Annotated in this window: 27 protein-coding genes; 3 read left to right on the forward strand and 24 right to left on the reverse strand. The window is 53.0% G+C overall.

Features of this window, described 5'->3' with window-relative positions:
- Positions 1-63 precede the first annotated feature (63 nt).
- On the forward strand, positions 64-309 hold the full coding sequence (locus P5706_RS35495; RefSeq protein ID WP_153045965.1) for a hypothetical protein: 246 nt from the start codon (positions 64-66) through the stop codon (positions 307-309).
- 96 nt (positions 310-405) lie between these two features.
- Here P5706_RS35495 and P5706_RS35500 read toward each other — a convergent pair whose 3' ends face one another.
- The gene (locus tag P5706_RS35500) at positions 406-1,575 is read right to left on the reverse strand and encodes a replication protein (protein WP_230383543.1); all 1,170 of its coding nucleotides are present in this window, start codon (positions 1,573-1,575) and stop codon (positions 406-408) included.
- A 166-nt stretch (positions 1,576-1,741) separates the two neighbouring features.
- Positions 1,742-2,152, reverse strand: coding sequence for a hypothetical protein (locus P5706_RS35505; protein ID WP_078465896.1), 411 nt, complete (start codon positions 2,150-2,152; stop codon positions 1,742-1,744).
- A gap of 187 nt (positions 2,153-2,339) precedes the next feature.
- Here P5706_RS35505 and csrA point away from each other — a divergent pair, with 187 nt between their 5' ends.
- Positions 2,340-2,528: a carbon storage regulator CsrA gene (gene csrA / locus P5706_RS35510; RefSeq protein ID WP_011923241.1), complete on the forward strand. Its 189-nt coding sequence runs from the start codon at positions 2,340-2,342 to the stop codon at positions 2,526-2,528.
- Positions 2,529-2,960: 432 nt separating this feature from the next.
- Here the strand turns inward: csrA and P5706_RS35515 are convergent, their stop codons facing one another.
- From P5706_RS35515 to P5706_RS35565, 11 genes are all read right to left on the reverse strand, one after another.
- Positions 2,961-3,494: a hypothetical protein gene (locus P5706_RS35515; protein ID WP_078465898.1), complete on the reverse strand. Its 534-nt coding sequence runs from the start codon at positions 3,492-3,494 to the stop codon at positions 2,961-2,963.
- Positions 3,491-3,967: a hypothetical protein gene (locus tag P5706_RS35520; protein ID WP_078465899.1), complete on the reverse strand. Its 477-nt coding sequence runs from the start codon at positions 3,965-3,967 to the stop codon at positions 3,491-3,493. The genes P5706_RS35515 and P5706_RS35520 overlap by 4 nt, the downstream gene beginning before the upstream one ends.
- Entirely contained in the window at positions 3,964-4,656 is a 693-nt protein-coding gene (locus P5706_RS35525) for a hypothetical protein (RefSeq protein ID WP_153045966.1), read from the reverse strand. Before P5706_RS35525 ends, P5706_RS35520 begins: the two co-directional genes overlap by 4 nt.
- Positions 4,649-4,894 carry a hypothetical protein gene (locus P5706_RS35530; RefSeq protein ID WP_078465901.1) on the reverse strand — a complete coding sequence of 82 codons (246 nt, stop codon included), beginning with the start codon at positions 4,892-4,894 and terminating at the stop codon, positions 4,649-4,651. The genes P5706_RS35525 and P5706_RS35530 overlap by 8 nt, the downstream gene beginning before the upstream one ends.
- Positions 4,895-4,938: 44 nt before the next feature.
- Positions 4,939-5,859, reverse strand: coding sequence for a recombination-associated protein RdgC (gene rdgC, locus P5706_RS35535; RefSeq protein WP_078465902.1), 921 nt, complete (start codon positions 5,857-5,859; stop codon positions 4,939-4,941).
- Positions 5,860-5,959: 100 nt separating this feature from the next.
- The gene (locus tag P5706_RS35540; RefSeq protein WP_078465903.1) at positions 5,960-6,349 is read right to left on the reverse strand and encodes a hypothetical protein; all 390 of its coding nucleotides are present in this window, start codon (positions 6,347-6,349) and stop codon (positions 5,960-5,962) included.
- A 31-nt stretch (positions 6,350-6,380) separates the two neighbouring features.
- Positions 6,381-6,833 carry a hypothetical protein gene (locus tag P5706_RS35545; RefSeq protein WP_011923235.1) on the reverse strand — a complete coding sequence of 151 codons (453 nt, stop codon included), beginning with the start codon at positions 6,831-6,833 and terminating at the stop codon, positions 6,381-6,383.
- Positions 6,830-7,525, reverse strand: coding sequence for a hypothetical protein (locus P5706_RS35550; RefSeq protein WP_078465904.1), 696 nt, complete (start codon positions 7,523-7,525; stop codon positions 6,830-6,832). Before P5706_RS35550 ends, P5706_RS35545 begins: the two co-directional genes overlap by 4 nt.
- 121 nt (positions 7,526-7,646) lie before the next feature.
- Positions 7,647-8,150, reverse strand: a complete 504-nt coding sequence (locus P5706_RS35555) for a hypothetical protein (RefSeq protein WP_153045967.1) — start codon at positions 8,148-8,150, stop codon at positions 7,647-7,649.
- A 916-nt stretch (positions 8,151-9,066) separates the two neighbouring features.
- The gene (locus P5706_RS35560; protein ID WP_011923229.1) at positions 9,067-9,510 is read right to left on the reverse strand and encodes a hypothetical protein; all 444 of its coding nucleotides are present in this window, start codon (positions 9,508-9,510) and stop codon (positions 9,067-9,069) included.
- A 199-nt stretch (positions 9,511-9,709) separates the two neighbouring features.
- Positions 9,710-10,108, reverse strand: a complete 399-nt coding sequence (locus P5706_RS35565; protein WP_011923228.1) for a response regulator — start codon at positions 10,106-10,108, stop codon at positions 9,710-9,712.
- 323 nt (positions 10,109-10,431) lie between these two features.
- Between P5706_RS35565 and P5706_RS35570 the strand changes: the two genes are divergently transcribed.
- On the forward strand, positions 10,432-10,617 hold the full coding sequence (locus tag P5706_RS35570; RefSeq protein ID WP_116827419.1) for a hypothetical protein: 186 nt from the start codon (positions 10,432-10,434) through the stop codon (positions 10,615-10,617).
- Here the strand turns inward: P5706_RS35570 and P5706_RS35575 are convergent.
- The 11 genes from P5706_RS35575 to P5706_RS35620 all read right to left on the reverse strand — a co-directional run bounded on the left by P5706_RS35575 (position 10,614) and on the right by P5706_RS35620 (position 19,026).
- Positions 10,614-11,726, reverse strand: a complete 1,113-nt coding sequence (locus tag P5706_RS35575; RefSeq protein WP_153045968.1) for a tetratricopeptide repeat protein — start codon at positions 11,724-11,726, stop codon at positions 10,614-10,616. The genes P5706_RS35570 and P5706_RS35575 overlap by 4 nt on opposite strands.
- 150 nt (positions 11,727-11,876) lie before the next feature.
- The gene (locus P5706_RS35580) at positions 11,877-12,188 is read right to left on the reverse strand and encodes a hypothetical protein (protein ID WP_011923225.1); all 312 of its coding nucleotides are present in this window, start codon (positions 12,186-12,188) and stop codon (positions 11,877-11,879) included.
- A 124-nt stretch (positions 12,189-12,312) separates the two neighbouring features.
- Positions 12,313-12,975, reverse strand: a complete 663-nt coding sequence (locus P5706_RS35585) for a hypothetical protein (protein WP_153045969.1) — start codon at positions 12,973-12,975, stop codon at positions 12,313-12,315.
- A 112-nt stretch (positions 12,976-13,087) separates the two neighbouring features.
- Positions 13,088-13,339 carry a YheU family protein gene (locus tag P5706_RS35590; RefSeq protein WP_078465908.1) on the reverse strand — a complete coding sequence of 84 codons (252 nt, stop codon included), beginning with the start codon at positions 13,337-13,339 and terminating at the stop codon, positions 13,088-13,090.
- A 286-nt stretch (positions 13,340-13,625) separates the two neighbouring features.
- Positions 13,626-14,663 (reverse strand): COG3904 family protein, encoded by a 1,038-nt coding sequence (locus P5706_RS35595; protein WP_078465909.1) that lies wholly within the window; start codon positions 14,661-14,663, stop codon positions 13,626-13,628.
- A gap of 69 nt (positions 14,664-14,732) precedes the next feature.
- Positions 14,733-15,047 carry a hypothetical protein gene (locus tag P5706_RS35600; protein WP_078465910.1) on the reverse strand — a complete coding sequence of 105 codons (315 nt, stop codon included), beginning with the start codon at positions 15,045-15,047 and terminating at the stop codon, positions 14,733-14,735.
- Positions 15,048-16,139: 1,092 nt separating this feature from the next.
- The gene (gene ssb, locus P5706_RS37070) at positions 16,140-16,691 is read right to left on the reverse strand and encodes a single-stranded DNA-binding protein (RefSeq protein WP_078465911.1); all 552 of its coding nucleotides are present in this window, start codon (positions 16,689-16,691) and stop codon (positions 16,140-16,142) included.
- Positions 16,692-16,793: 102 nt separating this feature from the next.
- A complete protein-coding gene (locus P5706_RS35605) occupies positions 16,794-17,207 on the reverse strand; it encodes a hypothetical protein (protein WP_153045970.1) in 414 nt (137 codons plus the stop codon).
- A gap of 56 nt (positions 17,208-17,263) precedes the next feature.
- Entirely contained in the window at positions 17,264-17,791 is a 528-nt protein-coding gene (locus P5706_RS35610; protein WP_161952146.1) for an HD domain-containing protein, read from the reverse strand.
- Positions 17,784-18,359: a hypothetical protein gene (locus P5706_RS35615; RefSeq protein ID WP_078465913.1), complete on the reverse strand. Its 576-nt coding sequence runs from the start codon at positions 18,357-18,359 to the stop codon at positions 17,784-17,786. Before P5706_RS35615 ends, P5706_RS35610 begins: the two co-directional genes overlap by 8 nt.
- A gap of 436 nt (positions 18,360-18,795) precedes the next feature.
- Positions 18,796-19,026: a hypothetical protein gene (locus P5706_RS35620; protein WP_078465915.1), complete on the reverse strand. Its 231-nt coding sequence runs from the start codon at positions 19,024-19,026 to the stop codon at positions 18,796-18,798.
- Positions 19,027-19,221 lie beyond the last annotated feature (195 nt).

A 19,221-nucleotide genomic window follows, 5' to 3' on the forward strand; every position in this document is an offset into this window, starting at 1 on the left:
CCATTGAGCGATGCTTAGGGGTTCAATTATGATTAGTCAAACTCTGACCCAGGAAATCAAACCATGATCGAAAAACAGAGCATCGATGAAAGGCTTGAACAGTCAGTCAGAGCAGCAGGCAACGAGGGCAGTATTAGATTTTTGGATTCTCCGAACGACCCTTGGCGCAATGGCTATCGAAACCTCTCACCTTCTGAATTTGAGACGATGAAGGCATCTTTGGTTGGACAGCCAAATACACGCACTTCTCCCAACCAGTGCCCGGGCTGCGTAATAGACGCAACCCTCACGGCCGCTACCAAAGCTTGAAAGTCATAATTTCCCAAATCCGAGATGTGTAGGGGAAGTTTTCAGCAAGTGCAAAAAAGCCCGCATGATGCGGGCTTAATGCTGTATGCCGGTTGATTACGCTGTGAGGGCAAGCTGGCGGTTGTTTTCTCGACGATGGCCATCGATCATCATCCCGACAAACTTTTTAGTTGGTAGGATTTCGTAGACGTAGTCGATTGCACCTTTGCCCTTAGGCTTCTTGATCGGTGTCGACTTAAACTCGGAGAGCACCCCTTCCTGCACAAGCTCGGCCAAGGCTATGTTCACCGCCCGATAATCCTCAGGCATGCGTTTGGACAAGCCCCTCGCTGTATTACTCAAAAACTCAACAAGGTGGAAGCGATAGGGGTGGGTAGGGGAAGCATTCCGCCAGCGCATTGAAAGCTCCCGGTTTAAAGTCTTAGCAAGACTGTTCGTGAGTTTCATCGAGGTTGAGTAGTGGTACAGGCGGTAATCGCCCCGTTCGATGCCACGTGAGATCAGGGGGTGTAATACGGCCATACACAGAGTGGCGTCACCCTTCTCCTGATCGGAAATATCCTTCACATCGATGTAGTTTTTGCTCTTCTTGTTCTTGCTTCGCAAGTAGAGAAATGGGAGATAGTTGGAGGTAATGTCTATCACGTCTCCATCGGAGGACCGGGTTTGTATCGTCAAGCTTGATTTTGCCAGGATGTCCAGCGCCTGGCGCAGTTCATCGTAGGTGTAGGTATGGCCTACAGACTTGAGTTCCTGCCGGAGGTCGTAAAGGCTGAAGCTAACAGAGCACTTCACCTCATTGAAGCGCCCGGGCTGTGTGCTGAACTTTCGAAGAGCCTCCTCAACACACTCTTCGCGGCTGCTGGGGTACAAGCCAACCCACTCCGTCTGGCCAGTCGCCTTTCCTTTGATTTTAATTGGGATCTCCATGCTCACAGCCTTCATGACCACACGGAAGGGCTGACCATTGAGGCTGCCCTCAAGCTGGGTGCTCATCTGGCTCATGTCACGAACAGTCTTCGAAGCCCAACTGAACCGAGGCAGAGCATCGTAGATCGATACCAGATTACTGTGATCAGCATCATCAAGTCGGATTTCATATGGGTTGAATAGTTCGCCCTGCAGATCTGGCCCGGCCGAGCGTTGCATGTTGCGATGCTGCATGTTGCGCAGCTTGGCAGCGATAGAGTTGTCGGGGCGGCCAGCCGAAGCTGATACATTTTCCATCCCAGGGAGTTGCTGTGTGCTTGGATTGCTGTGGTCCATTAGGGGTTACCCGTGCACCCCGCGATGCATATATGCATTGCGGCGGTTGAAGCAAGAAGAGTGAGCTGGCTCACTTTACTTTTGAATTTACGCACTTCGCTTTCAATCTGCCGACATGGAGGTAGACAAGACGATAAGGAAAGGCGGACGAAGAATGCATGGGTGATCAAATACCCTTGTTGGCTTGTGCCATAGCTACGATTACGCGGAAATCACAGTCAGACATGCCGGATTTCGATTCCATAACCCCATCAATGACGCGTTGAAAGTCCTGAACATTGTTCGCGACAGAGTCAAGCATCTGAGAAACCTCAATGTATTGGGCCGCAGTGGCTTCAGCAGATTGCGTGCAGACCGCATATCCTTCCAGCCGGGCTTTACCCAAACGTGTAGACGCTGCAGGCAGATCAAAAGACTTAGGATCAGCAATGAATGCCTTGCCGATCGCCAATCTTACGGTGTCAGAATCCTCAACCTGCGCAGTAGCAAGTGCTTGCACATCGTCTGGCCGCTGCAAAGCTGCGTATGCAGCAGCTGCCATCGCCATGGCGGCAACGGTCAAAACGATCTTCTTCATTGAAATCTGCACAGTCTTGGTCTCGAGAACAGGTCAGTCTCCGAGGATAACGGCTGATATTTCGATTGCACGCCAAAAGGGGTCGTCGGAATTCATGAGAATCCCAGCACTGAATTCGGAGGACCATTTTTCGGATGCGTCGGACCCGAGCAGGGGATATGGTCTTGGAGTCAATACAGGAGGCAACATGCTCGTACTTACTCGAAACAGCGGTCAATCAATCAAGATTGGTGATGACATCACGATTACTGTCCTGAGCTGCGTTGGTACCCAGGTCCGCTTGGGGATCACTGCTCCGAAGGATGTTGATGTTCATCGAGATGAGATCTATCAACGCATTCAAGATCAGCGCCAGCTGGAGAAGGGCAGTGCCTAGAACGACAACAGCCGTGCTTCTATTGACCGTTGCATCGTTAGCTGGATGTACATCCGCTTGGATAACCGATCCAAGCCCGGCGATGGCGAGCCTGATCAACGATCTCAAGCTTGAAGGATTCAAATGCAAGGCTGGGTTCTCAAATATCGAGTGCCGGCAGATTGATGCATTAGTCGAGAAGTCAGCAAAAATCTGCTCCTCAGAAAAGGGTTGTGAGCCTCAGCCTTGTCACGATGTACGCCTTGTTTACACCATCACACAGGCCCGAGACGGAATTCCGGGTATAGCTCAAACCACTGAGCGTACTGAGACTCGAAAGCTCCCGTCGGGCGACATGTATTCACAGGAACGTATCGCTGACCTTAAGGAATACTGCGCCATTCGATGACGAGGTTGACGCGGCCAGGCTCGCCGGCCGCGGTCACCGCCTGATTATGAAATAGCGCTGGCGGGTGGATAGGCCATCAGGTGGGAAAGGTAAGGGACAGGATCACCGTAGTAGAGACGGTGCAGCCCATTGAAAAAACTTAAGACCTCAACCTGGTTCGTAAGCACTGTTGTTGGCAGGTGGTATGTACGCTCACCTGAGTAATCGTGATCAATGGCGATGCCGTCAACAAGATGCCGAGCCAACGTACGCATAACGGTTCTGGTTTTATCTGCCCCACAAGAAAAACCTTCAGCACGCTCGATGGCCTTTCTTACATGTGACTCAATAAAGTCCCCATGCTTAAACAGGAATTTTGCACTCGAGTTACCCCCAAGTTTCGCCAGGAGCAAGCCGTCCACAGCTCTCATATGCTCGACACTCAGGTGCATCGAGAAACGTTCGGGCGTTCGTTCTTCGATATCCTGAGCGAGCTTTGCATAGAAATCTGTTTCGGCCAGACCCAGGTATGCTTCATGGCTCTCCTGTTCAAAACCATTCAATATTCCGCCAAGCACAGCAGCTAAGGCGTCTTTCATCGTGGGGTATCCGCTATTTGGGCGGATGATTTCACCAACCCCGAGCGTAAAGCATCCTTCTCAAAGGCCGGGAGGTTTCCAATCGTGGCCCAAACCTTATTATCCGAACCCTCAATTCCAAAGCGCCCGTATACCACTGGCTCGGGTTTTAGTGGATTATTAATCGTGGTGTAACCCTCTACTGTCACCTCGATGCTCTGGGATTGGACCAGACACTCAGATCGTGCTTCGAACACGTTCCCAGCAGCCGCAAAATAGGCTTTGAATGCATCGCTACCCCCGCCGGCCATTGCAATAGAGCTTGCCTCGTATATGAGGAATAGGGATTCGGGATGCGAGCAGACTATCGAATCGGTTTTCAACGAGGTCCGTATTGGTTTGGGCAGTGTTTCTACAGGTGCTGCAAGTGCTTGCACCTGAACAAGGCTCAAAGTGATCAGCAGACCGATCCCAGCGCTGAGTGGCCTTCTCATAAAAACACCCCTGCATCAGTCTCCGTAAAGCTGATGAACGATCCTGACTGGCAACGATAGATAGTTGGCTGGAAGCCAAGCGTGCGTGCTTCAGCTGCAGCGATGTGCGGGTTGTTGGTAGGGCGTAGTTGTTGAATGTCTACACCCCCACGGGACTGGGTCCAAAGCTCAAAATACCGAACCCCAGTGTCACGTAAAGAAGTTCGCTCAGCGATCATCAGGAGGATTGAGCGAGGGAACTTATCACGTGGAGATGACATGGCATGGCGCACCGACATGTTCAACAGCTCTGTGAACTGCAGTGGTGAAAATTGACCTCGGCCGAGTGCCAAGAGCTGATCCACGGTGAACGAAGCCGGCAAGTAGAACATCGTGTCCGGCTTATCGGTCAGTTCGTTTCCGTCCGGAATACCGAACGACAAGCTAACCCCTACACGCATCGGTAAAGCCTCGTTCGATAACCCGCACACCTCAGGCTCCATGAGGGCAAAGGTGATGCCCCCCTGATCAGTCAGTAAAGTGAGCTTTACCCAGTCGCCCTGCAGATCAAAGCTCGTAGGTAGACCTACCTCAGCAAGACCGCTGGCAATGCGGGTAGCTAGATCAATGAGGCCTTTGGTGAAGCCAGCCAGTAAGGGTTGCAATGCTTGGATTTGAGTCGCGGCTATCGGCTGATAGGCATCAGTCATCATCTAACAGCCTTGCATGCCGCGCAGCAAGCCCAGCCACAGTATCTGTGGTGGTTTCCTCGATTGTATGAAGGGCTGAGCGAAGATTGCGAATGCGCTCTTCGTCAAGAGCAGACTGTTTGTCCGCGGAATGCTCCAAAGCTGAGCCTATAAGAGCTTGGACTTGCTCCAGACTGAAGCTGTCCGGTAGCGCATCGGTCTTCAGGACCGTGAGAATAAAGCTGTCGACATCATTCATGCTTTCACCATAAGGCCCGCATGCGGCGGGCCTTATTCAGTCAGTTAAACGCCGGCGGGAATATCCTCGCCGCCCAGGGCGGTAAGCAACGCTGGAACGGCTTCGTTCAAGGTTTTCATCATGAGCAGGAAAGATGCGTCAAATTGGGAATCTGCATCATCACCACCATCCTGAACTGCCTTCTCATGCAGGAGCGATTCAAAACGGAGGCCCTGAATTGCAAGCTTGTCGTTCACAGTGAAGCTCAGCAAGTCCTTGTAAGCCAGATTGATCTGGCTGACGATTTTACCGCTATCGAGCAGTTGTTTGATCTCGTCAGATGTAAGGTCCTGATTCTTGACCTGGATTTCCCCGCCGTCCTCACTGATGTCGTTCAGACGGCAGTTGCTGAGGACGTAGAAATCATCAGCAGCCTTCTCGGTCTTGATCCAGGAAGTGTAGGTGGCCGTTGGTGCAATTTTGACTGCTACAGGACGTACCGGCAGGCTGCCCAGCACCTCTCGCAATGTCGAGAGAAGTGCCTCTGCCGATTTAGGGCTCGAGGTGTTCACATAGATCAGGTTCTGTTTGAGATCGATGGCAGCGTAGGTTGTTGCCTTTTTGATGAAGGCGCGCGGCAAGAAGGCCTGGGTGATCTCGTCCTTGATCTGATCCTTTTCCTTTTTGTAGACCTTTCGCAGCTGACTGAGCTCGATTTCTTCCACCTTCTCAGCGACAGCATCAGCTACTACTGCTGGGGGGAGGATACGTTCATACATCCGGAGTGCCACGAGAAACACACCATCAACAACGTGAGCAAGGGGAGCGTCGGGGTTCTTGCTGTTAGGAGCAAGGAAGCCAACAGTTTGGAGGACTTGGCTTTCAGGTAGCTTGGCAACCTTGGTACGCAGCGCTTGCTCAAGGCTCTCGAGGGTAAGAGGCAGATCTTGGGTCAGCCGATAGACCAAAACGTTTTTGAACCACATCGTGCACTATTCCTCTGTAATCAGTTTAATGAAGGCGAACAGGGTAACGCACTGCCCGCCTTTGCCAACTCAAAGGAACCGCTCAGAAATTAGAGCTTGGTTAGCCTACCAGCGATAAAACTGTCAGTCCTATCATCGCTGGATGGGCCCAGGCCGGCGGCGATGTCCTCTCCCAGGTCATGATCGTACTTTCGGCAAAGCCTAGCTTCGATCCGAGGGAACCAGGGGTAAGGCCCAACCGCTCACGCAGACTACTGAAGCGCTCACCAGATAGCGTTTTCACCCCTTGATCAACAAACATAAGGCTACCTAGGCCTAGGCAGGCAATAGTCATCCACGGCCGAGGAGATGTTTTCTCTGCAGTTATGATGGTCGTACGGGCAACGTCAAATTCGATAGCCAGCTCAAGCTGGGATAGCCCGAGCTTGTTTCTAGCTTCACGTAGTGCGTTGAACGGCCTGTGCTTCTTGCTGGTTGATTTCTTCTTCATACGTCTCCACCCATCCCGCAATGATCTAGTTCTAGGCAGCAGCGAGCCACACAAAGCAGGCTTCGGTTTTGAGGCCGCCGGCAACAGAGAACAGTTCGCGAGCAGTCGCCATATTCGACATGGGCAGGTACCAGGATCTGGCTGTTCTCAATGCCTCGGAGAAGCCGAAAGTGGGTGCTGTGTGAGCCACGTCGGTACGCAACAGCACTGTCAGGTTTGGCCCGTCCACTCCGTCATCCATAAGGTCGAGAGTGAATCCAATATCATCAAGAATCTCGCCTGTTCGCGGGTTGATGTAGCAATGGACAACATCGCGACCGTCCCGATAGCTGCTCTCGAGCTGGTACCCATGATCAAGAAGAACGTCAGCAATCGCCTCACCTGCGGCTTCTACCAGCCGCGGAGTAACAGACCCGGCGTTTAAATCCCGATGTTCAATATCAATCAGATGTTGAATTACAGCTTGGTTAATCCGTCGGCTCACTTCACACCTCCGATCCCCAAGACCTTCAGCACCTGGTCAAAAGCGGCCTGGGCCGATCGAGTGATCAAGAGGTGATCCTCATCGGGAAAGGCCTCGGCCAGCTTTGATGTGAGAGATGCCGCGGTTTGAGAGGCGCCGTCGTTCACGCAACCCGCTGTCAATGTGTCCAGATCCAGTTCGAGAGCCCCAATTTGCTTGCGGCCCAAGAAAAGGCAGAGAGTCATCGTCTCCTGGAGCACGACCAGTTCAACCTTGGTCGTGCCCTGGACAATTACCCGCCCAGACTTCACTTGCTCTTCTGTTTTAAGGCGGGAATCGAGGCGGTTTCTGAAAATTGACTGAATGACGTACTGCGGGCCCAGGTCCGGCATGCGCTGGATCGGTCCGAAACGAAGACCAGGGGTGCGAAGGCCTACCTGACCACTTTCAGAGGGATACAACTCTGTGTGCCCGAGAGAGATCGCACGGTCGAGTAGAGCTCGCCAGGTCGTCATGCCCATGTGGAGAACGCGATCATCAACGATCATTCGTGACAAAGCCTCCCCGGCTGCGATCCCAGTTGGGTTGGTAAGGTCGAGATCCGGGATGGATTTAGATCCAGACTTGTTGATGCCGCCAGAAAGGGCCATGCCAGTGGGGAAATCGAATCCGAGCTGGGGTGTAGTAGAGCGGGAAGAGATGGTGGTGTTCATGAGTACACTCCTAGAAATTAACCCCATTGGAGACGTACTTGTCGCGTGGCAGAAGCCTCACACCAAAAAAGGGGCTAGGCCCCAATTCTGGTTACGGCTCGATTGAGCGGTCCGAACGTTTCTAAATAGCGGGTGAAGGAGTGTGGGCGGTGCCAGAAAGACCAATGAGATCACCGAGAAGGTCAACAGCTGAATCACTGCTCTTTGGATTGGCATAGGAGCTGAGAAATGAAGAAAGCAAGTCGTTGAGCATCTTGCCGCCAGGCTCTCCTCTGAGGACGGTCATAATGCAAAACTGCTCGAGGAGCGCAGGGTTCACGCTTGAGAGGAACCCTGCGCCTACCTCATTGGCTATGTTGGTTAGGAGAATCCTAAGGTAATGATCAGGTGAGCCGCTATTCTCAGCAGGGTTGACCCCATCGTTAGAAAGACTCAAAGGGCGTTGATGAGAAGGGCCGTGAGGCAGTTCTTGAAGGACGCCTAGCGTGCGGGTGACATGCTCGCTGACGTCAGTGCAATCAGTCTGCATGACTTGTCTCGTATTATAGATACGTTCAAGGCTATCAGCGTTCTGAATAAGGGCGTAGCGAAACTGCCAGTCTAAATGAACAATCGATTCAGACAATGCTACCGAGCCCACTGACTCACTGCGCAGATGTGCGCCTCGTCTAGGAAGGCCCAAGCCTGAGCTGGAGTGAACGCGCCTAAAAGGTCGACATGGCAAAGGGCGAGCGCAACCATGAGTCGATCCATATCTGAGGAAAGGTCAACAATCACGCCGGCGTCCACAGCACGAATAAGCGAAACGAGATGAGTGGCTTCGGGAGTGCGGATTGCATCAGGCCGATCAAGTCGATGTGACCTGATCCAGGTTGGAGCGAACCGGTAACCACAGGGTTGTGAGTGGTTGTTATCGCAGGAAGTGACCAGTCCATTATGAAATTTGACGAAGGTTTCAACAACGGCCCCATCGATCTCACAGCACACCAGGAATACGCCCGAAGCGTCGTTGCTTGTGTAAGCGAACTGATCACCAATTGGGTGGCGAACAAGAATCGAAGCTTGATTCACAATGAAGGAATCACCTGGCTCCGCGCCAGAGACAACCATATGTTCTGTCGTCGGCAAGTCCTGAAAATGGAATTGAGATTTGAATGTGCCTCGCATTAGAGCGCAACCACTTGATGAACAAGGGTCTGAGGCGGCTCTGCCTGAGGAACGAGGTATGGGGCGAGGAGATTAAGGTACTCCTGAGGCACACCAGCGTCTTCCAGAGCTTGAGTGATTGAGCCTGAGCGCAAGGCCTGCACCTGAGGAGCAATCTGACTAAGGAGAAATCCTGCGCGAGCACCGTGTGCGTGGTCGCCTTGGGCAGCGGGCTCGGCAAGAGCTCGGGAAAGAGCCTCATGGACGGCCCTATAGCCGTCCAAACCGCCAAACGCATTATGAGTTTGCTGTAGATCCGTCATGTTCCCTCGTTGGACTCACTGGATATTGATCCAACTTTGACACTTTACAGCGACCGAATCACGTCAAAACGGTTATGCGGAATGCGCGTCTGTGGAAAGTTCAGCAGCCACTACCTTGCCGCCAATACGGCCGGGCAACAAAAGGATCCCGCAGAAACTTACGAATGCGAACCACAGGCCACCAACGCAGAACCAATCCTGAAGTGCGCTGTTGGATGCGGTCAAAGCCATGGTGCTTGCAACGGCGCAGGTACCGAAGAAGAGCCCCATCGTTAGAAACGAGACGCGTAGGAATGACTCGGAAAGTTTGTGACCGGGTTTTGCAGCGGCAGCCCTCGAGGCCCAAGTTACAATCAGAACGAAGGCAACGAATGACACCCAGATACTGCTCAGACTGAGCTTTTCGACAGCCGATAGGGTATCCGCACGGCTTAGAATGGTGCTTGTGAGCAGCGCGCTCGCAAATGTGTAGATGCCAATGGCGAAGTAGGCAATACGAAGAAGTGATTCAGTCATACGTGTTCTCCCGAAGCGATCACAGAAGGGGTCGACATTGACACCCTGTTTGGTAGGCCGTTGGCCTGTGATACTGGGATAACGTGTGAATCTGAGTTTACAAGGGTTGAGATGGAAAATGATGTAAAGGTGGGGTTAACGGGGCCAAGATGGAAGGCCCCGTGGCATCGATAGGGTCATTGCTGATTGGTGCTGCTGGTCACTTTGTAGTAATCGGCACAAAGGTAGGAACGTGCTTAGTAACGGCAGCGATCAGGTCTTCTTGCTTGAACGGTTTTGACAGGTAATCAGTTGCGCCGGCGGCCATACCCTTGGCTTTGTCGAAAACCCCGTCTTTCGAGGAAAGCATTACTACTGGTTTTGAATTGAGGTGTTCGTGAGACCGGATGACCTGGGTGACCATGTAGCCATCAACTCGGGGCATCATTACATCAACGAAGATGAAGTCAGGAGCGAAGTCTTTGATTTTGGTGAGGCAGTCAAACCCATCCTCTGCAAGCATGACTACGCATCCGGCACTGGTCAGGATGTCTTCGCCAGCTTTGCGAATTGTGCGGGAATCATCAACGATCATAACGCGTAGTGGTGAATCAGCCATTTCTCAACCTCGGGGAAATTGGAGCTCCATGCGGGGCCATGGTTACCGATAAACGGTAGAGTAGCTACCCAAAACGATGGTGCTTTTTTTAATCAATCAACAGAGCGCAACGAGTGCTCTCAAATTTCGAAGGGCCATAATGACTTGCCTACGATCCTTGACCATATAGAGTTGCTGCGACCCGTAAGCGTAGACATGAGCTAATGAGACACCCCAAAACACCGCTACTCGAACATCAGAATTTTTCGCGGGGCCCCGCCAACATTGTTATTTCCGAGCTCGACCTTCAAGCCCTGAAGGTACTGAATGGGCTAGGAGGTTCTGTGCTCACTGCTGCAGACTTGGGCGGTGCACTCAACAGCAAGCTGGACAACTCGCGCAAGTCGATGCTGGGCGGGCGTCACCTTCGTCGCCTTCAAAGCGTCGGTTTTGTAAAAGCTATTGAACTGCCTGGTGGTGGTTACGAGATTACGGTTACTGGCCGCGCGGCGGCCAGCGTCGCTAGCTAGCCATCGATTGCAGCGTTCAGTTCTGCAATGCAAGCATCCATTCTTCCTGGGTACTTTTTGTCGGCGAGGGTTCTGACTCCCGCCAAAGACCGAACCTCTTCCCGTGCTGGCCCATACCCGCGGGCGGCAGCCACGGAATACCAGCAGTAGGCCTTGAATTGTGGATCTCCCTGGGCGCGTATGCGCCCTAGTGACAGGTTGAGCGCATATTGGTAGATCGCTGAGGTGTCGCCTGTTCGCCCCAACTGCTCCAACTCATCACCACCATCCCGAATAGCCTGGCGTGGTCTGGCTTCATAAGGCCGCTTTGCTGTATCCGCTCCCGCGCTAAGTGCGGTACTGGGCTCAGGTTCAGGCGCAGAAGCTGGGTTGGCTGTGAAAGCTGCCGCAAATGCCTTAGCGGCCTCTGTATCACCTGCTTCGGAGGCCGACTTAAGATATTCGAGCCCTCGCTCCATATCATTCAGATGAGGAATGCGCTGGTTAGTCAGCGCCATACCAAATTCACGTTTGGCTCTAACGCTGGTCTCCGCGGATTTAGCTAGCAGCATTTCACCATAAGCAACGTCTTTGCCTACCCCGTTACCCATCACATATAGCCAGCCCAAGACGCGCGTAGCTTCTGAATGACCCAGGTTCATTGCAGAGTTGAGGTACCCGACAGCGGCGTCTGGGGCTTTCTCAACACCAATGCCTGTGAGATAGATCTTTGCCAATTCATAGAACGCGTTTGGATTGCCCATGTATCCGGACTGCTCAAGCAAGGCAAGCTGTCCCATAAAATCTCCAGTACGTCCAACCCGGCGCGCCTCTTGAAGCACCTCATCGGCTTGGCTTGGGGTTGTGGTTGGCTGGGTCTGACCTGGTGACGAAGGATCAGAGGTATCCACAGCTGGAGAAGGGACAGAGACGCTAGAGTAGGGAGCTTCATCTACAGCATAAACCTGTACATCAGACTCCACCGGCTGGTCTGAAGCCCCATCACTTAGTTCAACCTGATTGGGGAGCTCTTGCGGAGTTGCGGGAACAGGTAGTGGTGGCTGACGTGAGACCGAATCGACAACCTCAGGTGCAGCGAGAGGCTCATCAAACGGATTGCCGGAACTCATAGGCCTCGTACTTGATGAACACCCAGCTATGACAGCAACCGTGAGGATACAAAGAGGTAGTCTGGTGAAACTCATGTAAGTGGAATTCCGGCATTTGCGGGAATCAGATCATTACACCAAGCAGGGTGTGTTCACAGTCAAAACAGGGGTTCAGAATTCATTGTTCTCAGCCGGCTGGACAAGGCCAGGGTAGTCATCAAGAGACAAAGCATTGGTTCTGATCGCCGGGGAGACGGAGGTAGCCGAATCAGCTGGTGTTTTGTCCGCCTGGTGGTCTCGCATTTTTTCGAGCTCGCGCTTGAACGCCACTTCCTGGACGGTTGGGCGTTTCACATAAGGTTTAGGGTCCGGGGCTCGCTCTGCGGCATAGAGCACGACGGCATCAGGATTCTGCTCAACGGCTTCTGCAAACTTTGATGCTAGGAATTCCCGGAGTGCATCCTTAGATGGGGGTGTGTTCAAAACGATTTCTCCTATGTAGCTACTACCGAGGTGTTATTTCCCGGCACAATCTTTGGCGCTGTGGTTAAGAGCAGAATCAATGGGGTTGGTCGCTATTAAGGGTAGCCTAAAGCAGCAACGCTGGTCAGACCACCGAAGGGACTTTGCGACCATGGAAGCTCCAGATCGATGGGGACGTGCTCCAAAGCTCAAGGCTCGCTAACAAGTGTTCAAGCTCGGCGTTTGACGCACCAGATATAGCATCCCACCGATGAGCAGTCGTCATATCGGGATTAGGACGTTCTCCTACATTGACAGCTAAATGAAGATCGCTCATGCCGTGTCGGCCGGCAGTCCAGATAACGATGCCACCAGTGATAACGCAGGCACCCGGTCCGTCACTAGATAACCAATTCTCTACCTCGAGCAGGGCGTCAAAAATCTTGAGCACAGTCTCAACTGCACAGGACGCCCTAGCTACCTGATTCGACCACTCCGCTAGATAGGTTTTAACTAGCCCCTTTGACTTGGGGCGAAAGCGGCCAGGAGACTCAAGGAACCTGCTCACACTTTCAGTGATCTGCATCATATCAAGGTCATCAGCGCCAATCAGTGCGCGAATCGGCGAACAGGATGCGCAGCCGTCTGTGATCTGGGCGCAGTGCAGTACCGGGGTGTGCTCCAGATGAAAAAAGACGTGACCGTCGATAACTGCTGCATTCCCCAGCCCTCGTGAACGAATCAGACTGGATAATCCGCAAAGCAATGATGGATGAGGGTAGAGAGCTTGATGCGCTTGAGTTGGCATTGACGTGAGGCCTTGGACATCAGTCCAGTATTGGTTGCTGGCTACAAAATACTCCCCCTAATGCAAGACGCAAATCCATACCAGGGCAGTTAAAAACTGCCCTAGCGAGAGGCTATCCCTGCTGTTCTTCCTTCCATGCCCTGATCATTTCAGGTGGAACCTGGTTACGGGCCGCGAGGATGCACTGGCTGAACTCAGCATCGTAGTAAATCACTGCAGACTCAGCATCGAGCTCGGCGCGTACCCTGGCCACCTTCTGAGCTTCGGTAGAGTCATCACCGTTATCAGTGCCTTCTCGGCTGACGAAATCTTCGATCAACCGTTGAAGAGTTTCGGGTGAGAGACGCCCGGGAGGGATGATCATTAAAACTGCCTCCCTACCTGCAGAGATCCTGAAGAGTGATCAATTAGACCTTTGCTGCAAGGGTAGGTGAGTTGACCATCTTGCCAGCGGACAGCAAAGCTTCTCCCCAAGCAGCCTTCCATCTGACAGCGACGACTACCGCCAGTCAAAATTCCGAAAGTGGTACCGTCGGTACTGTATACCCGCTTCTGCGGGGATGAGGCTTCGAAATCTGCAGCTGATCGCATGGTTTGCTCCTCTATGAATGATAGAGAATCCTCGGTTCATCCAGGCCGTGGCAGAACCCCTAGCGGTCTGTGCAGTGCTTGATCCAACTTCTGACCAGGTCCTGCTCGCCTGTTGCATCGACCAAGAAGCCGTAGAACGTGTTGGAATCCTTAGTGTGGAAACCAAAACCGAGTTGTTCGCCACCGGAAATGGCCCACAGCATTGAATCGTTAGGGGTGAAACTGGCGAGTACATAGTCACCACTGACTGATGGTTTTCCCTGCAGGGAAGCAATCGGTAAGAACTGCTTGTTAATGCGTAGGGTGTAGTTCGTGGCGTTGCGAGTGATAAAGCCGTTGTTATCGCCGGCGTCATAAAGGGCTGAAAACCTCACCCGCTGATTTGGAGCGCACGACATTATCAGCTTGCCTGTGCCGTTCCAGGTCTGCTGACGCCCCATCAAATAGACCTGCCCCTGCTTTCCTTCGATACCCCATTCAGCCGGAAGCACACCGTTGTTCACTAGGTTGAGCCTAGCGGCGTCAGAGTGCGAAAGAAGCTCCATCTGACCTCGGCCGACTTGGACCATTCTTTCGAAAAGGGCAGGCACTACGCCCATCTTGATTAAGTAGGCAGTGATGGCCGCGGAGAGCACCTGAGCAACATCAAGATCCGTCGACTGTGCGGTGCGCCGGTAAAACCGGTGAATCCCTAGCTGGGAAGCTGGATCAATGAACCTGAACTTACCGCCAGCATAAGTTAGGACGCAGGCACTCATGCATTTCCCGGGGGAGGGGCGTCCAGATGTTTTCCCCGGCTTGCCGATAGCGGTGTTCATGCTAGACCCGCGGATAAGCTCACCAAGCCGCATACCAGCTTGAGGATCTCCGCCGGCAGAGTCCAAATACACGATTGAACCAGCCAAGCCTCTGCTCGGTATTAGACTTGCGAGCTGTGCGACGGTGTCGTCAGTAATTTCGCCAGCCAGGTATACCTCTGGAGGGGAAGAGGCTCCTGCAGTAGCCGAAGGTAAAATCTCAATATCGTTTGCTGTAGCAACGCTAGAAATAGCGCTGAAAACGGAGGCTGCGAGCAGCCCGCAGAGGAAGAAGCGCATTCTAAATTCCTGAGGCTCGCCCACTGACCAAAGAATTGAGGCCGGGCATCCTGTAGTAGGAGCTCGATCTCAGAACTCGAATTTATGGTAGATGACGCGGCTCATTGGTAGCGCTTGGACAAGGTCACCATCATCATTACGCTTGAGTTGAGCGAGACGCTTACCCTGGGTGTCGAAGGCGGTAAAGGTGGCACCCTCACGCTTCCATTCGGAAATCGAAACAGCGCGGCCATCTGCGATGATCTGGTCTTTTTGAATAATCGCCAACCCCACAGGGCGCGGCTTTTCTTCGGCGTACTGGATAGAGGCCTGGTAGGCGCCATTGATACTGTCGCCGCACCCAGCCAGTAGAAGTGGGAGCAGCAGAAAGGCGAAGGGTTTCATTATCGATGTGTCCTGGAATACTTGAGGACAACGTACCGCAAAGATTCAGAATCACCAGTCAAAAGGTGGCGTCCGAATTCGAAGCTTAGCTCTTTGAGCGGCTTGCCCTTCTACGCGCTGGCTGTGGAATGTCTGTGAGCCCCGCCTTTGACATACGGCGGTACTGATCAGCACGAGGTGGGGGCGGAGACGGTAATTCGTCCGGTAGAGGTATGCCATCCCGTTCAGCAATGCGCCGGATCAGGTCATGGTAGGCTGCAGTGTAAGATCGCTTGCCTATGTATGCCCGAAGGGGTTTCAGTCCAAGCACATGGTTGCTCCCCCAGTAAGAGCGCCCCATAGGCGATTTAGAAACGATCAGTGAAACCCCAGACCAAGGCTTCCCAGCTGATCTGGATCTCAGACTGCCTGGCTTTATACCAAGCTTCGACTCTGTTGCATCGCGCCAGGCTTTTGCTTGGAGAAGGGCTTCTTCAATGCTGCCTCCAAAATCCGATGCCCTGAAGCATTTATTTGGGTGCTCGCCATCCGAGCCATGCCCCTGCTGGATCATGGGCCGGTACCCAATCAGTTCTTTTGACTTGTTGTGAAGCTTTGAGATTCTGCGCATCTCAAAGGCATCCTGATGCTGCCAGCGCTTGGATCGCTCGTGAATAGGGGGGCCGCATTCGGCTTCTACTGCCGGCGGATCGTCCACGTCGACTGTATCCGCCAACGGTAGGCAGGCTCGACGACGCATGAAAATGAGGTCGAAACTCGTGGCTGATTGGATTTCAGGCACAGCAGAAGTGGGTTGACGCAATTTTCCAGAATCCATTGGTACTTAGCGGCTCATAACGATCTGGGGTGCCAGGTCGACGGCTCATTTTTGCATGGCGCGATCCTGGTGCCCGGTCGTACCCTTCGTGTAGGGGCACATGAAAATTCTATGGTGAAGCAAGTGGCGTATGTGGTTTGCAAGGCCTTGCACGCCGAATGTTACTGAGACGATACAGCAAACCTGCAGCTATTTTAAGATGGAAAATTCCATAACGGCCACATCCACATCCGGCTTTATCGGCTTTAAGCAGGTGCAGTATCCACATCAGGACTTTAAACGGGAACGTTTCTAAAGAAACTTTCATCATACTCAGGCATGTCGTCCATCTGTGGGGGCGGCGGGGTAAAGTCCGCATGCTCAGGTGGGGATTGGTAAGACTGACGATTTGGGGCGGGGTGTCGTTGGCCTTGGGGTTGGGAACCCTGCTGAGGTCTGGACTCTCTCTGAGCCGGCGCGGATGAGGTTCGAATAGAAGCACTCGCACTTTCCACAAAATGGCACTGTCCGTCGAAGTCATCAACGATGATCTCCGTAATCGACTTCTCAACGGAGCCAACAGTGTATTTACGAGATTTAAGCTTGCCCACGACGTAGAGATCTCGGCCCTTGCGGCCACCCTGCGCCACTACGTCAGCGTGCCTGCCCTTCAATACGATGCGATGCCACTCAGTTTCTTCAGCCTTCGAACCACTTTGTTTGTCAGTCCACGACTCGCTTGTAGCCAGGGAAACTACGGTGGTGGAGCCGTTATTGAACTGCTGAACCTTCGGGTCAGAGCCCATTGTTCCGATGATAGTGACAGTGTTAACGCCGCGCTTTGCCATTGTTCGGGAAGACCTTAAAAGACTGATTTAACGCCGAGCGAACCCAGCAATACCCGCTATTCAACCATCGAACAGATCGCAGACGTACTCAAAACACACCTCTCAAACCAGAATTGGCTGATCAGCCAGCTCGCCCAATAACCGGTGTAGAAGGTTGGCGAGATCTCGACGGCGGTCGGCAGTCAAAACTGAACCATCGCCATAAAGCCCTTTGGAGATATGTCGAAGGCGAACAAGCTGTTCAGCTTCAACAAAGAACCCTTCATCTGAAGATTCGTCGGTTGGTGGTTCATAGCAGTCCCTCCAGTGCGTAACACTATCGGTCAGATCAAGGCTGTCCGGACATTCACTAATCCAGCGGCCGGACCACATGTCACCGTCATCGTCATAACGGACGAAACGGGCTACCCGTTGTGAACCCCATTCGAGGAAAACCATGACTGGTACAGATCTCGCGTACAGAAACTCTCTGTCGGGCAGAACCGGCAAGGCGCGGGTTACTTTGTGCCAGGGCATGGGATGAACCTCAAATAAGATGAGATCATCATGCTGCCTATCGACTCGTGCCAGAATCACCCATCCAGAATATTTTGTATCATCTGACTCAGGCGCTCGTGTAGGACTGGGGAGCCCTGGGTTGTCAAAGGCAGGATCAGCTTTTTCTCGCCCGCGTAGGTGAGAGCAAAGGCAGGGGAGCGCTGCTGCAGGTCAGAGAAATTGTGTATGGCATCGGCAAGCCTTAATGACTGCCCATCAGGCGACGCCTTGGACAGGTGCTGGCGGTCGATCGCTTTTCGAACCGCCCTGCTACCATCATTCATTCGACTCGGGTTTGTGACTTCTTTCACGAGCTGAAGGACGACAGGCCCAAGAAGGTCGAGAATCACTCGCTCACGCTGAATGCGAATTTCTTCAGGGCACTCAAGGGTGTCATGGAGATAGCCTGCCGCGATCAGTTCCCAACTGTCTGAGATCTCCGCCAACAAGTTTGCTACCGCAGTAGGGTGTGTGATGTATGGCACATCGGTAGTGTAGTTGCGCAACTCACCCAAATGCCATTCTGTGGCCAGTCCCATCGCAACCTTCAACCGCTCATCCATGGAGGTGAGTGCCTGAAGCATCCAGCACTGGATGGACCCAGTACGCCAGGCAAGGGTAGACCGGTAGATCTGAAGGGTGGGGAGCTTTTACCTTGCAGAAGCCTGCGTTCGCCAGGCCGTTGATGCCCAAGTAGTTATTGGTTTTAAGGCCAAGTCGAATTAGTGAACCTTCCCCACTATATTCGTCGTTGCGGATGATCCGGAACTCAGGAATGCCAATCTGTATGCCGGCGGCCCACCCCCAGGCAGTTGCCTCGCCGTCACCGATCTGGACAACTGCGCGGTCCAGTGGAGAGCCAGGGAAGACATCAATGCCGGAGACCGCGTTGAAAACAGCTCTCTGACCTGCCCCGACATTTCCAGAGAATAAGTGTCGGAACTGTTCAGGAACGGTAGCCAAATGTCCCGCCTCATGCAGGAGTGCAGAAGCTCGGCAGCGAGGATCAACGTTGATTGATCCCGCAGAAATCTCGCAGTGCTGGGCAAACCCAGTAGCTCCAGGTACTAGCCTGACAGTGATGCCAACTTCGTTGAGGAAGTCCATGGTTCGCGTGAGGTACTTGTCCATCTGAAATCCAATGCGCTAGCTAATGAGGCGGGTAAATAGCAACCGCCGTGTTTGACTATAGCGTGGCATGACCTTTGATGTGGCACCACCCTAGTGGGTCAGTGGCACGATGAGGCGATTAAACGGATCAATGCCTCCTCAGGGGGAATAACTTCCCAACGCCGGCCAAGCTTTTGGCCCGCGGTGAACGAGGTGCCCGCGTAGTGCCCCTCCAACCGAGTGATTGTTGTGTAGCGACGGTGAGCCACGTCCTCGACGCGAAGGAGGGCGTTTTCACCGGGCTGCATAATGTATTCACCGGGACGAAGCTGATTGGTGGATTTGGTCTGTCGCTGAGAGAGGTCTAGGGACATCGATTGAGCACCTGCAGATAACCACGTTATCTAGAGCTTAACTATCAAGTCCCATATTGCACTCCAAAAGAGGGTGCCAAAAATCAGGAGGCTACTGGGGAAACAATGAAATGAAGGCTGGCATAGGCAGAATTACAATTCCAAACCTCCACTCCGGATTTGCTGAAGTAGGCCCACCCATCACGAATCGTCAGGTCAGCTTCAGGCCACACAGAGCTGTGACCATTGATGCCTGCCTTGAGAAATGTAGCCTCTTTGCAGCGGGCCAGGTAGACACCGGCCTTCAGCTTGGTTGGTTCATTGAGTCGACTCATCTTTGGGCTCCACAATCATGCGCTGAATCATACCAGCCGGCGCATGACTGCACAGGGAACGCAATTACAGACAGAACCGCCACTGGAGAAATAAAAGGATGTTGCTTTCGATGATGGCTCACTGGACTCTGCGCCAGAACCAAGGCCGTCCTCAGTAGCTGTACGCTCTTGAGCCTGTGCAGCCAGCTGGGCCAT

The organism is Pseudomonas sp. ChxA (genome assembly GCF_030263855.1).
GTDB lineage: Bacteria > Pseudomonadota > Gammaproteobacteria > Pseudomonadales > Pseudomonadaceae > Aquipseudomonas > Aquipseudomonas fluorescens_CB.